13 protein-coding genes are annotated in these 13,599 nt (G+C 61.3%); 3 read left to right on the forward strand and 10 right to left on the reverse strand.

The genetic code is table 11. The features are described from left to right. Positions 1–3: 3 nt before the first annotated feature. The 4 genes from J2045_RS18545 to J2045_RS18560 form a co-directional block, all read right to left on the reverse strand. Positions 4–594, reverse strand: a complete 591-nt coding sequence (locus J2045_RS18545; RefSeq protein ID WP_166601930.1) for a F0F1 ATP synthase subunit B — start codon at positions 592–594, stop codon at positions 4–6. Positions 595–675: 81 nt separating this feature from the next. Further along, positions 676–903, reverse strand: a complete 228-nt coding sequence (locus tag J2045_RS18550; RefSeq protein ID WP_006726635.1) for a F0F1 ATP synthase subunit C — start codon at positions 901–903, stop codon at positions 676–678. Between the two features lie 72 nt (positions 904–975). Further along, the gene (locus J2045_RS18555; RefSeq protein ID WP_307375581.1) at positions 976–1,725 is read right to left on the reverse strand and encodes a F0F1 ATP synthase subunit A; all 750 of its coding nucleotides are present in this window, start codon (positions 1,723–1,725) and stop codon (positions 976–978) included. Positions 1,726–1,781: 56 nt separating this feature from the next. Next, positions 1,782–2,144: an AtpZ/AtpI family protein gene (locus tag J2045_RS18560; protein WP_307375584.1), complete on the reverse strand. Its 363-nt coding sequence runs from the start codon at positions 2,142–2,144 to the stop codon at positions 1,782–1,784. A 383-nt stretch (positions 2,145–2,527) separates the two neighbouring features. Here J2045_RS18560 and J2045_RS18565 point away from each other — a divergent pair, with 383 nt between their 5' ends. Beyond that, complete coding sequence (locus J2045_RS18565; protein ID WP_307375586.1) at positions 2,528–2,722, forward strand: hypothetical protein; 195 nt, start codon at positions 2,528–2,530, stop codon at positions 2,720–2,722. A 7-nt stretch (positions 2,723–2,729) separates the two neighbouring features. Here the strand turns inward: J2045_RS18565 and J2045_RS18570 are convergent, their stop codons facing one another. The 5 genes from J2045_RS18570 to J2045_RS18590 all read right to left on the reverse strand — a co-directional run bounded on the left by J2045_RS18570 (position 2,730) and on the right by J2045_RS18590 (position 9,382). Continuing rightward, the gene (locus tag J2045_RS18570; protein WP_307375588.1) at positions 2,730–3,905 is read right to left on the reverse strand and encodes a cell wall hydrolase; all 1,176 of its coding nucleotides are present in this window, start codon (positions 3,903–3,905) and stop codon (positions 2,730–2,732) included. 191 nt (positions 3,906–4,096) lie between these two features. Then, on the reverse strand, positions 4,097–5,998 hold the full coding sequence (locus J2045_RS18575; RefSeq protein WP_307375590.1) for a potassium transporter Kup: 1,902 nt from the start codon (positions 5,996–5,998) through the stop codon (positions 4,097–4,099). Between the two features lie 15 nt (positions 5,999–6,013). Beyond that, the gene (locus J2045_RS18580; protein ID WP_370873171.1) at positions 6,014–6,991 is read right to left on the reverse strand and encodes a magnesium transporter CorA family protein; all 978 of its coding nucleotides are present in this window, start codon (positions 6,989–6,991) and stop codon (positions 6,014–6,016) included. A gap of 139 nt (positions 6,992–7,130) precedes the next feature. Beyond that, entirely contained in the window at positions 7,131–8,288 is a 1,158-nt protein-coding gene (apbC, locus tag J2045_RS18585) for an iron-sulfur cluster carrier protein ApbC (protein WP_307375592.1), read from the reverse strand. A 356-nt stretch (positions 8,289–8,644) separates the two neighbouring features. Continuing rightward, positions 8,645–9,382 (reverse strand): helix-turn-helix transcriptional regulator, encoded by a 738-nt coding sequence (locus tag J2045_RS18590; RefSeq protein WP_307375594.1) that lies wholly within the window; start codon positions 9,380–9,382, stop codon positions 8,645–8,647. 401 nt (positions 9,383–9,783) lie between these two features. On the opposite strand from J2045_RS18590, the gene J2045_RS18595 reads away from it, so the two are divergent. Together J2045_RS18595 and J2045_RS18600 are read left to right on the forward strand one after the other, a co-directional pair. Further along, positions 9,784–10,620: an SMP-30/gluconolactonase/LRE family protein gene (locus J2045_RS18595; RefSeq protein ID WP_307375691.1), complete on the forward strand. Its 837-nt coding sequence runs from the start codon at positions 9,784–9,786 to the stop codon at positions 10,618–10,620. Positions 10,621–10,839: 219 nt separating this feature from the next. Next, positions 10,840–11,466: a PRC-barrel domain-containing protein gene (locus J2045_RS18600; protein WP_307375597.1), complete on the forward strand. Its 627-nt coding sequence runs from the start codon at positions 10,840–10,842 to the stop codon at positions 11,464–11,466. Positions 11,467–11,531: 65 nt separating this feature from the next. On the opposite strand, the gene J2045_RS18605 is transcribed toward J2045_RS18600, so the two are convergent. Beyond that, on the reverse strand, positions 11,532–13,577 hold the full coding sequence (locus J2045_RS18605) for an NADH:flavin oxidoreductase (protein WP_307375598.1): 2,046 nt from the start codon (positions 13,575–13,577) through the stop codon (positions 11,532–11,534). Positions 13,578–13,599 lie beyond the last annotated feature (22 nt).

Consider the following 13,599-nt stretch of genomic DNA (forward strand, 5'->3'; position numbering starts at 1 on the left):
TGCTTACGCTCCCTGCTTGGCGACGCCGGAGACGGCGGCCTTGATGTCGGCTGCGGTCGACTTGGTGCCGATCAGTTCTTCGACGATGGTACCGACGGTGTCGATGGCAATCGTGTCGACTTCAGCGAAGGCACGGGCCTTGATATCGGCGATCCGGCTTTCGGCAGCAGCGATCTTGGCGGACAGTTCCGTCTCGATGGCTGCGCGCTCCGCATCGGCCTTGGCCTTGGATGCATCACGAGCAGCAGAAGCGATCTGGCCGGCTTTCGCCTTGGCAGCCGTCAATTCGCGCTCATAGGTTTCGATGGCAGCATCAGCTTCAGACTTCAGACGAGCAGCCTCGTCGAGATCCTGGGCGATGCGGTCGTGGCGGTTCTCAAGAATGCCGCCGACGCGCGGAACGATGACCTTCTGCATGAGCATGTAGAACACGCCGAACGTGATCACCAGCCACAGAAGCTGCGACGGATAGGTCGAGAAATCGAACGGCGGGAACACGCCGCCGCCGTGGCCCGCGTCGTGGGCAACGCCGGTTTCCGTGTGAAGCTGGCCTTCTGCCGGCTTTTCCTCGGCATAGGCGGGGGTCACAAACATGCTCACCTCCAGGTGTATGCTCAAATGCGCGAGATCACGGCTGCCTCGTCGGCGCGCCGTGATCCCAAACTCCAGCCGTTATTAGACGGCGAACAGGAGAAGGAGAGCGATGAGCAGCGAGAAGATGCCCAGAGCTTCCGTAACGGCGAAGCCGAATACCAGACGGCCGAACTGGCTGTCAGCAGCCGACGGGTTGCGCAGTGCGCCGGTCAGGTAGTCACCGAAGATACGGCCGAGAGCGAGAGACGTACCAGCCATGCCGAGGCATGCGAGACCCGCGCCGATGTACTTTGCTGCTTCCGCTTCCATATGGATACTCCTTCGAATGGGTTGTTGCGGCTGTTTTTGACGCCCGGGTGGCCGGGGCCAGCGACTTTATTCTCAGTGACCACCATGCACGGCGTCGTTCAGGTACATGCAAGTTAGTACCGCGAAGACGTAGGCCTGCAGGAAGGCAACGAGAAACTCGAGAGCGGTCATGGCGACCGTCATGATGAGGGGCAGGATGGAGCCCGCGACGCCGACGGCACCGGCAGCACTCATCGACACGACGAAGCCCGCGAAGACCTTGAGCGTGATGTGACCGGCCAGCATGTTGGCGAAAAGACGGACTGAAAGGCTGATCGGGCGGGACAGGAAGGACACGACCTCAATCGTCGACACGAGCGGCAGAAGCGCGCCCGGAACGCCTGATGGCGCAAAGATCGAGAGGAAGTGCAGACCGTGCTTGTAGAAGCCGTAGATCAGAACCGTGAGGATGACGAACAGGGCCAGCGCAAAGGTGACGATGATCTGGCTGGTGATCGTGAAGAAGTAGGGGAACATGCCGAGCAGATTCGCCGTCAGGACGAACATGAACAGCGAGAAGACCATCGGGAAGAAGTGCATGCCCTTGGAGCCAGCACCTTCGCGCAGCATCGAGGCGATGAACTCATAGGCCATCTCGGCGACCGACTGCATCCGGGTCGGGATCAGGCCGCGATTCGAGGTCGACAAGTAGAGGAAGCTCGATGCGGCGGCGACGGTCGCAACCATGAACAGCGAAGCGTTGGTGAACGAGAAATCAATTCCGCCGATTTCAATCGGGACAATCTTCTGGACCAGGAACTGATGAGTAGGATCGTTTGCCACGTTCTGCTCTTTCGCTTTCGCCGCCGAGGCGGTCTATTCTCATTCAGGCTGGCGCGTCAGCGGCCGTCGCCCTTGTCTCTAAAGTCCATCCTGCGATCGGCCGGATGCGGCGAGGCCACGATCCCGACGACGCGCATGACGTTCAACACGCCGGCGCAGAAACCGATCAGCAGCATGACAATCATGCCCCAAGGCCCCGTACCCACAAAGTAGTCGAAAAGATAGCCCAGGATTGCACCGACGATGATGGCGGAGATGAATTCACTCGAGATCTTCATCGCCATTCCGTAACCCTTGCGGGTCTGATCAGCGTTGATCTCGGCTCGCTCCCCGTCCTTGACCTTGGCATCCCGCTCCGCGAGTTCCGTGGCCAGCCGTCTACGGCGCTCTTCCAGATCTTCTTCCCGGTGGTCCGTCATGGCTCTCTCCGCCCGTTGCCTGTCTCAAGGGCCATTCACGCGCCCGATTTGAATGCAGAAACGGCGAGATAGAAACCCTTCTGGCCCGCTTTGAAGTCGGGCGCACCATAATTTTGAGCCCCTGCATAGTCAAGGCATGACAGCGCCAAGTTTCACCACAAATTAACCCCGAAAAATCATAGACTTAAGTCCAAGATGCGGAATCAACGCAGATGACGGACGACAAATCCGGTCAATTGGCCGCAAGCTCGGGCCAGAATCTGCCACATTCACGGAGAAGTGCGTCTCGCGTCACCAGGGAACCTGGTGGGCCGTGGCGAAGAGATTGCGGAAGGGCTTATGACCATGGGAGGCTCTCCCCGACAGCCCTCAACGAGAGAACCATGGCACGCTTCCTTCTTCGCATCCTGATCAGCATTGTCGCCGGCTGGATGATCGGCGTGCAGGCAGCCTTCGCCTTCGGGCCGGAGGGCAATCTGACGCCGATGCTCTACATCTTCGTCAGCGTTCCGCTGACCTATCTCGGCTCATTCCTGATCGTGCCTTTGCTCAGCAACTGGCTGAATCGGCTGCGCTAAAGCAATCTCAGCTCCAGCCGCCGCCATAGGTGCGGTAGAAGATGTGTTTGCCGATCTTCTCTACTCGCTTCATCGTCGGCCCCCAGGCGGGGCTGACATAGGTTGCGTGGTAGTGGGTCGCCGAGCCCACGTCCTTGAACCAGATCTTGCCGGCGGTGACGGCCATGGCGATCTCCTTGGCGATCTTCCAGTGGCGCGGCGAGGCGATGATATCGGGGATACGGTCGCAGGCGAAGGAGAACTGGCAGCGGTTGCGCCAGTCCTCGTTCTGGTAGACGACGCCGCAGATGGAGTCAGGATAATGCGGGTTGCGCACCCGGTTGAGGATGACCTGAGCGACGGCTGCCTGACCTTTCACCGATTCGCCGCGGGCCTCGAAGTAGATCCCTTCCGCCAGGCACTTCTGCTCCTTGTCCGAGAAGACGCTGGCCGGCAGCGGGGTTGCAGCCCAGGCGTGATCCTTCGGCCCGATGTCGGGAATGAAGCGGCCCTGGTCTTCCTGCTTGTCCGTCAGAATGCTGTCGAAGGGCGATACCGTGGCGTAGTCAGGGGCTGGCGGCGCATAGGCGGTTGCCAGCACGTCCGGCACGGGATTGGTGACGAGATCAGCGATCATGCTCGGCAGGGAGGGATCGACCGGGGGCTTCTCGCGCTTGAAGTAGAAGCTTGCGAGTTCCACAGGCTTGGCCTTGTCTTCTTCGCGGGCAAAGACGGATGGCACCTTCAGCGCCGGCTCCATCAGCGAGCTTGTCCGTTGCAGGATTGATCCCGCCGAGAAGGCGCGCGGCGGCAGCATGGGTTCGACGACAGCCACCCTGCCCTTCTTCTGGTCGCGGGTGACGCGCATTTCGTCCGGCAGTGAACTCGGATCCGCCTTGCCGCCGTCAAAGGCGATGCGGCGACCGTCGGGGAGGATGAGGCCTGCGCCACCGGAAAGCGCCTCGGAAGCCTCGCCCTCGGAAAAGGCGAGATTGGCCTCGTGGATCGAACCGGCGGGCGTGGACGTCATCACCATGCGCCAGTTGCTGGCGCCGCGATCGAGACCGGTCAAGAGACCGGCCATGTCGGCCTGGGCAGCGACGGATGGGAAAATCAGCCAGGACGCGAGGCCGAAGACCAGGGGAGAGGTCCAGTTCTCCAGTCGGGAGAGGACCTTCTTCGAAGGACGAAACTTGAGACGCAAGGTCACACTCCAACACACGCTGACACGGGTTCGACGTTTCGAACCCAAACAGGATTACATTAGAGGAATATCTCTCGTTAACCTTGATGCTTGGTTAATGCCGGATCACAGCTTCGGGAGCAGCGTTTCGCAAAAGACAAGACCGCCGGACATGCCGACGGTCTTGAAGCATGCGCGGGCGGCCACGCCGTTCAGATGATGACGTGCGAGCCGAGTTCGATCACCCGGTTTGCCGGCAGGCGGAAGTAATCCGATGGGTCGGCTGCGGCTTCGGCAAGCACGATATAGAGCCGGTCCTGCCAATGCGGCATGCCCATGCCGGCACCCGCGACCAGCTTGCGGCGGCCGAGATAGAAGGAAGTCGACATGATGTCGAACTTCAGGCCGCCACGGCGCAGGCTTGCCAGGGTCTTCGAGACGTTCTGCGTTTCCATGAAGCCGAAGCGGATCTCGACGCGGGAGAAACGCTCCGACAGCTCCTCCACCGCGAACCGGTCCTCCTCGGCCACCCTTGGGCGTCCAAGCGTGCGGATGGTCAGGATGATATTGCGCTCGTGGATGACATGGTTGTGCTTCAGGTTGTGCATCAGTGCCGCCGGCGCCCTTGTCGGATCGCTGGTGAGGAAAATCGCCGTGCCGGCCACACGGGCCGGGGCGTGCTCCCCCTTCTTCTCGACCATCGCAATGAAAGTTTCGAGCGGCACGTCATCGCGCCGGGTCTTCTGGAAGATGATCGCGGTGCCACGACGCCAGGTCCACATGACGATGGTGAAGGCGGCGGCGAAGAGCACGGGCACATAGCCGCCGTCGTGGATCTTCAAAAGGTTCGCGCCGAGGAAGACCAGTTCAAGCACGAGGAGCGGGGCGAGCACGGCGACAGCCAGCGGCAGGCTCCAGTTCCACTTCTTGCGGACGAATTCGAAGGCCATGATGGTCGTGACGACCATCGCGCCGGTGACCGAGATGCCATAGGCGGTGGCAAGCGCTTCCGAACTTTCGAAGAGCAGCACAAGCGTCAGCACGCCGACAAGCAGCAGCGTATTGACCGAGGGCAGATAGATCTGGCCGCTCTGGGTTTCCGAGGTGAAGAGGATCTGCATGCGCGGCAGGAAGCCGAGATGGATGGCCTGGCGCACCAGCGAGAAGGCGCCGGTGATGACCGCCTGGCTGGCGATGATCGTCGCAAACGTCGCGAGGATAACGACAGGGAGCAGCGCCCAGGACGGAAACATCAGGTAGAAGGGATCGGAGGCCGTCGAGGGATTGCTGAGCACCAGCGCGCCCTGGCCGAGATAATTCAAGACGAGCGCCGGGAAGATCAGGAAGAACCAGGCAAGCTGGATCGGCTTGCGACCAAAATGTCCGAGATCGGCATAGAGGGCTTCAGCGCCGGTGACGGTTAGGAAGACGGCACCGAGGACGACGATGCCGAGAAACCCCTCGCGCCAAAGGAAGGTCGCGGCGTACCAGGGATTGAAGGCCGCAAAAATGCCGAGGTCGTCGAAGATGTGGATGATGCCGCCGGCGGCCATGACGAGGAACCAGAGGGCCGTGATCGGACCGAAGAAGCGGGCCATGGCCCCCGTGCCGCGCGACTGCACGGCAAAGAGCCCGATCAGGATGGCAAGCGAAATCGGCACGATGAAATCGGCCATGTCGGGCGCGACCAGCTTCAGGCCTTCGACGGCAGATAACACCGACAAGGCCGGTGTGATCATGGAATCGCCGAGAAAGAGCGCCGCACCGATGAGGCCGAGCGCCATCAGGATCGGGCCGTGGCCGTTGGCGGTTTTCGACAGAAGCGCCAGCAGCGACAGCGTGCCGCCTTCGCCGTCATTATCGGCGCGCAGCAGGAAGAGGACGTATTTCAGCGTCACGATGATCGTCAGGGACCAGATCATCAAGGAGATGAGGCCAATGATCTCGACGCGGGTGATGCCATCGACGCCGATCGGCTTCAGCGCCTCGCGAAAGGCATAGAGCGGGCTGGTGCCGATGTCGCCATAGACGACGCCGACCGAGCCGAGCGCGAGAAGAAATAGACTGCGTGCATCCTTCGGGCCAGCCACCGGCTGGTGATCGATCTGTTGCATGGGGTTCCAGGCTCTTCAGAGCCAGCCTTTCCAACGGAAAAACAAGAAGGGGATGATCGCGGACAAGAGCATGGCGACGAGCGCCAGCGGATATCCGATTGTCCATCCGAGTTCCGGCATGAATTGAAAGTTCATGCCGTATATCGACGCGACAAGGGTCGGGGGCAGGAAGACCACCGAAGCAATCGAGAAGATTTTGATGATGGCATTCTGCTCGACATTGATCAGGCCGAGCGAGGCATCAAGCATGAAGGTGATGTTGTTGCCGACAAAGGCGGTATGTTCGCCGAGCGACTGGATGTCACGCGCGACGATGATACAGAGTTCGGCGGCCTCTTCCTCTCGCCGAACAACCGGCTGAGACTGGAGGAATATGACGAGGCGCGACAACGACACGAGACTGTCGCGCAGCTTGCTGATCAGCTGATGATGGCTGGCAATATCGAGCAGCTTGTCCTCAAGGAAACGCGGCGGCCGACGTTTGGCCGCCTTGCGGTTGACGAAGATGGTGATCGACAGCGAATCGAGGCGCGAGACCACTGTCTCGAGGATTTCCGCCGTCCGGTCGACTACGGTCTCCAGGAGATGACCGAGCAGCTTGGCACCCGTATCACACTGGCCATTGAGGCGCAGAAGGTTGGCGCTGAACAGCGCGAAGGCCTTCGGCTCGGCATAGCGGATGGTGATCAGGCGACCGCGATAGAGGATGAAGGCGACATCCGTCAGCAGCGGATGGCTGGAATCGGCGCGGTAGATCAGCGAGGCCGTCATGTAGATCGCCTCGTTTTCGACATAGAGGCGACTTGATGGTTCGATGTCCTTCAGTTCCTCAGGTGTCGGAAGCTGAATGCCGATGCAGCTCTCGACGAACTGCTCTTCATCACGGCTCGGCTTGATCAGGTCGATCCAGACAATGTCTTCGGGGAATTGGCTGGTTTGCGGCTCGGTGCCGATGACCTCGGCACTTCCGTCTCGTCGATAGGCCCTTATCAAGGACTGGTCACCTTCATGGCACGCCGCGCGGTTTGAGCTCCGGACACAATCATAGTCCCGAAGTGAATGCCAAAGCAATTGTTGCAGCACAGCAATGCGTCGCTTGCATGCCTGAACGGAGAGATCCTCCGGACGGACATCACTCGAAGACGATCGACGGGGCTGCGCGACCGGAACGGGCCTTGACCTGTTCCCAGACCTTTGTCGCGATGTCGCGATAAATCTTCGCCTGCGGCCCATCGGGCTCGCTGACCACCACAGGCGTTCCGGCGTCCGAGGTCTCCCGGATGGAGATCGTCAGCGGCACTTCGCCGAGGAAGGGCACGCCGATCTTTTCGGCCTCCGCCTTTGCGCCGCCATGACCGAAGATATCGTAGCGATTGCCCGTATCGGGAGCGATGAAATAGCTCATGTTCTCGACGATGCCGAGCACGGGCACCTCGACCTTGTTGAACATGTTCAACCCCTTGCGGGCGTCGATCAGGGCAAGGTCCTGCGGTGTGGAGACGATGACGGCGCCTGACAGAGGCACCTGCTGGGCCATGGTGAGCTGCGCATCGCCGGTGCCCGGCGGCATGTCGACAACCAGCACGTCGAGATCACCCCAGGCGACTTCGCGCAGCATCTGCATGAGCGCCGATTGAACCATCGGGCCGCGCCAGATCATCGCCGTGCCCTCATCGACCAGGAAGCCCATCGACATGACCTTCATGCCGTAATTTTCCATCGGCACGATGATCCGGTTTTCGATCTGCTGCGGGCGACCGGTGATCCCGAGGAGACGGGGCATGGAGGGGCCGTAGACATCCGCGTCGAGGATACCGACGCGCAAGCCGTTCGCCATGAGTGCCAGAGCCAGATTGACCGCAGTTGTCGACTTGCCGACACCGCCCTTGCCGGAGGCGACCGCAATGATTGCGCCGATGCCGGGAACACCGGCCTTCGACCGCTGCGGGCCGCTCGGTGCAGGACCATGGCTGTGTGCGTGGCCGTGCCCCTGGGACGGCGCGGAAGGCTGTGGACGCGGCGGCGGAGCGGAGCCCTGCTTGCGTTCTGCGGTGAGGCTGACCACAGCACCCTTGACGCCGGGCAGAGCCTTGACCGTTCGTTCGGCCGCCTGACGCAATGGTTCAAGCTCCTGGGCGCGCTCAGCCGGCACATTGATGGAGAAATAGACCTTGCCATCGGAGATGAAGACATCGGAGACCATGCCGCGATCGACGATGTTACCGTCGAGATCCGGCCCCCGGATCCCCTTCAGCGCCTCAACCACCCTGTCGCGCGACAATTCGGCCATATCGTTCTTCTTTCCGCTCGGACTTGCACTCTTGCGGACTGAGATAATGGAGCGGGACGACTTCGCCAACAGCAAATGCAAAAGCGGGGGTGCGACCATTGCAGCAAAAACAGACAAGCCGCCGACGGAGAGCACCCCCGTGGCGGCTTGTCTGGCTGCACCCGTAGACGGGCGTCATGCAAAGTCCCCTCTGGACTGCTCCAGGAAATGCAGGAAGCGTGCCAGATCGAAATTCACTGCAACAGGTCGGGAAGAGCGGTACGCTTGCTGAAAAAAGGTCTGACGAAGTGCTGCACGATGCCGGGAAACTAGGCGACCCGAAGGCTCAGCGCACAAAAATGCACCAGCCTTTACCCTTACTTTATCAAGCCGAGCCGGAGGGCCTTGGCAACCGCCTGGGTCCGGTTCACGGCGTCCAGCTTCTTTGTCGCGCGGTTGAGGTAGTGGTTGATCGTGTGCTCGGACAGCGTCAGGATCTCGGCGATCTCGACACTTGTCTTGCCTGCAGCAGTCCAGTTCAGGCAGTCCAGCTCCCGCTCGGTCAGCATGTCGCTGTTGCGGCTGTCCATCTCGCGGATCTCGGCGAGCCGGTTGAACACATGCACGGCGAGATAGGAGAGTTCCAGCATCTCCATAGCGGTGAAGGGCTCCCTGTCGCCGATGAAGGAGACGGCGCCGCGCGCACCCGTGGCGTCGTGCACGGGAAAATAGGCGCCCCGGTTCATTCGGAAACGACTGAAGAGGGCCTTGGAAATCTCACCCGTGCGTGGATCACGCTGCAGCGCGACGTCCTCGATATCGAACCGCAGCGGCACGGAGGACCGACGCAGATGCGCCAGCACGGGACTTCCAGACAGGAGTGCGACCTGATCGAATTCGGTCAGCAGTTCGGATGGCCAATTGGTGATGATCGAGCTGCTGCCGAGATCATGAGCGGTCGAGCTGGGCATGTTGAGTACCATGAAGGCACGTGCGCCGAACAGCTCCGTCACGCGCTTCATGAAGCGGAAGACGTCGAACTGAGTCTTGAAACCCTTCACATCAGCGATCAGTTCCTCGACCCGGGCAGCGGCGGCCATGTCCTGGTTCGTCATCACACAAACGTCCGTATCGTGTCACCGGTCATGATCTTCGGGGAAGTTGTCCAAGACGCATTGGTCAATTGCTGTAACACCTACCATTGGTCGTCGGTGGAATGCGCTATGATACCCGCCATAAAGCCAATATCTGCGAAGCCGTGTCGACACACTTTCATCGGGCCTGCAAAAGGGAAAGAGTCAGGAAGACCGAACGGCGATCAACGAGCCGAATCTGTCCCCTTAGGTTGAGGAAGCATAGACTTGTAAAGCTTGCAGGGTCCAGATACCCCATAAATTTTACCGTAAACCCCTGTCTGCGACCTTCGTCGTATCGCAGGGTGCCGCATCCATAGAGAAGGAGGACAGAGGTGACCCAGACTGAGAGCTTCAAGGGTAAGGTTTTGACGGCGGAGCAGATGTTACTGGGGGAAGGTCCAGCCTGTGATCCATTCACGGGCTCGCTCTACTGGTTCGATATTCTCGGAAAGACGCTGTGCGAACTGGACCCTGAGGGTGGCCACCTGACACAACATGCCCTGCCCTTTCTCGGTAGTGTGCTCGCCGTCATCGACGACAAGCGCCAGCTGATCGCCTCAGACAAGGGCCTGTTTCTGCGCGACAGTGCAACGGGCACGCTTTCGCCCTATGCCGCGATCGAGGACAAGCCGCAGAACCGCTCGAACGACGGTCGCATGCATCCGAGCGGAGCGCTGTGGATCGGCACGATGAGCCGGACGGCCGAAACCGGTGCCGGCGCAATCTATCATGTCGCCGGAACGACCGTGACGAAGCTCTTCGAGGGCGTCAGCATCCCGAACGGGATCTGCTTCTCCCCAGATGGCTCCGTCGGTTACTTCAACGATTCGAAGGTCAACCACATGATGCGGGTGGACCTTGACCCGCAGACCGGACTTCCGGTTTCGACGCCGACCGTCTTCATCGACCAGTCTGCACGGCAGAGCGTGATCGACGGGTCGGTCGTCGATCTCGACGGCACGATCTGGAACGCGAACTGGGATGGCGGGGCCGTTGACCGCTACGCCCCCGACGGTCGGCATATCGAGCGCTATACCGTACCGATGCGACGCCCGACCTGCCCGGCCTTCTACGGCAAGGCCTTCGATCGCCTCGCCGTCACATCCTGCTGGGAAGGATTGACCGACGAGGAGCGTGCGGTCGATGCGCTGGCCGGTGTCACCTTCGATCTCGGCGTGACCGTCCGTGGCAAGCCGGAGCCCTTGTTCAAGCTCTAGGATCGCACATCAAACACGGCGAAAACCGGCCCCCGAGACGGGGCCGGCAAACCTTGCAGACGGGAAAAAGTTCCCGCCCTGACGCCGAAATAAACCGGTCATGCCGGTCGGAACGATCCCTGCCGAAAGACATTTTCCTCTCGAACCGACGCCGTCCCATCCCATCAAAAGCCGGACGACGTCCTTCACAGACCATCTCAGAGGAAAGGTAGGTCCATCATGAACAAGTCCTTCACAACGATCGCCGCAGCCATGCTGCTCGGTTCCACCGCGATTGCGCCGCTCGCTATCGCCCAGGATGCAGGCACGGGCGTCGCCCCTTCCGGCACCATGAGCCCTGACGCCAACAGCGGCGCAACGGGCACCATGAGCTCGACCGCCCAGGACACGACCGGTGCGGCCTCCGGAAATGCCACCTATCTGACAGAGCAGGCAGAGAACCACATCTCGGTGAGCGACTTCATGGGTCAGTCCATCTACACAGCCAACGACCAGTCGATCGGTGACATCAATGACCTGCTCGTCGAGCAGGATGGCGGCATCGTTGCGGCCGTGGTCGGTGTCGGCGGCTTCCTTGGCATCGGCGAGAAGAACGTGGCGATTCCGTTCGAAAACATCACCATCAGCCGTGAAACGGACGAGGCCGACGCGACCGGTACCACCGGTGCGGCGACGACGGCCGAACAGGTCGCGGAGGCCGAGGTCCGCCTGTCGACGACCGAGACGGCGGAAAGCCTGCGCAATGCTCCGGAATTCCGGACCCTTGACGATCAGGCCGCTGATGCCGACACCACGGGCATGACCCCGACCGACGGCACAACCACCTCGTCGACGGATAACGACTAATCCCGGAACGAGCCACGTGCTCAAGGTCCTGACGGGCGGCGCTTCGGCGCCGCCTTTTTTTGCGATCAAAGGAGGCTGCAATACCTCAGGGCGTCATAGATCGCTGCGTGGATATTGCGGCTTTCGACGGCATCGCCGATGCGCAGGAGGTCGAAAGCTGCCGTCTCGTCCTTTACCGGCAGCGGATCGCGGCGGGCGATCAGGGCGGGATAATCGACTGCACCGCGATTGCGCGAGAGCGGCTTGAGCTCCAGGTAGAGATCGGCATTGGCCATGGTGCCATGCTCCACGACCACCTGTGCCACACGGCGCTCCACGCGGGTCTCGGCAAAGTCCGAGCCCAGGGTCGCGACCAGGCCGTTGCCCTCGCGGCGGACGGCAACCAGCCGCGTATTGATTGTCACCCGGACATTCTTTTCAGCAAACGTCTTCGCATAGGGCACATGGTTCATTCCGCCCATTTCAGGCGCGAAGAAGCGTTCCGGCGAGACGACTTCCAGCTCGGCGCCGGCATGGGCGATCACTTCCGCAGCACTCATGCCGGGATGGCCGCCATTGTCGTCGAAGAGTAGGACTGGACCTTCCGGCTTCACGCTGCCGGCGAGGATGTCCCAGCTTGATGTGACGAGATCATCGCCCGTCTCCATTTCAGGAGACTGAGCAATGCCACCGGTGGCGATCACGACCAGATCAGGCTCGAAGGCAAGGACGTCGTCGACACCGGCATAGGTGTCGTAGTGGATTGCAACACCAAGCCGGTCGAGTTCGGCCAGACGCCAGTCGACGATGCCGACCATTTCCTTGCGGCGGGGATTGCGGGTGAGCAGGTTTACCTGGCCGCCGGCGCGGCTCGAGGCTTCCAGCACCTCGACCTGATGGCCGCGTTCGGCGAGCACGCGCGCGGCTTCGAGGCCTGCCGGCCCTGCCCCGACGACGATGGCCTTGCGGGATTTCCCGGCCTTGGGCAGGTCATGCGGGATCAGGGCTTCCCGGCTTGTCGCGGCATTGTGGATGCAGAGTGCTTCGCCGCCTTCATAGATGCGGTCGAGACAATAGGTGGCCCCGACGCAGGGGCGGATCTGGTGTTCACGGCCCTCGATGATCTTTTTGACGATATGCGGATCGGCGATATGGGCACGCGTCATACCGACCATGTCGAGCTTGCCCTCGGCGATTGCATGGCGGGCGGTCGCGACATCGGCGATGCGGGCGGCGTGGAAGACCGGAAACTTGGTCGCCGCGCGTACTTCACCCGCGAAATCGAGGTGCGGCGAGGCCGCCATGCCCTGGATCGGGATGACGTTGTTGAGGGAGGCGTCGTGCTCGATATGGCCCCTGATAATGTTGAGGAAGTCGACCTTGCCGCCGCCGGCGAAACGCTTGGCGATCTCGACGCCCTCGTCGCGGCTCAAGCCCTTGTCCCAATCCTCTTCGGCGACCATGCGGATGCCGACGATGAAATCGGGGCCGACGGCCTTTCTGACGGCTGATATCACCAGGTTTGAAAAGCGCATGCGGTTGTCGAGCGAGCCGCCGAACTCATCCTCGCGCCTGTTGGTGGCGGGCGACCAGAAGCTGTCCATCAGGTGGCCGTAAGCCTCGAATTCGATTCCATCGAGGCCAGCTTCCTGCATGCGGGCGGCGGCTGTCGCATAGTCCTCGACGATGCGCTCGATGTCCCAGTCCTCGATCTCCTTTGGAAAATGGCGGTGGGCCGGTTCGCGGATCGGGGAAGGCGCCAACACCGGCAGCCAGTCCCCCTTGTTCCAATTGGTGCGTCGGCCGAGATGGGTGAGCTGGATCATCACGGCGCAGCCATGCTCGTGACAGTCGTCGGTCAGGCGCTTGAGATGCGGGACGATCTCGTCCTTCCAGGCCAAGAGGTTGCCAAAGGCTGGCGGGCTGTCGCGACTGACGCTCGCTGATCCCGCCGTCATGGTGAGCGCGATGCCGCCCTTTGCCTTTTCGACGTGATAGAGCCGGTAGCGCTCGGTCGGCATGCCGGCTTCCGAATAGGCCGGCTCATGCGCCGTCGACATAATGCGGTTCTTCAGCGTCAGGTGCTTCAGCTGGAACGGCTGAAGGAGTGGGTCCTTGGGGCGGTCAAGCATGAACGTTACCCCCCTCTGCACT

It is taken from the genome of Peteryoungia aggregata LMG 23059 (genome assembly GCF_030814435.1).
In the GTDB taxonomy this organism is placed as follows: Bacteria; Pseudomonadota; Alphaproteobacteria; order Rhizobiales; family Rhizobiaceae; genus Allorhizobium; species Allorhizobium aggregatum.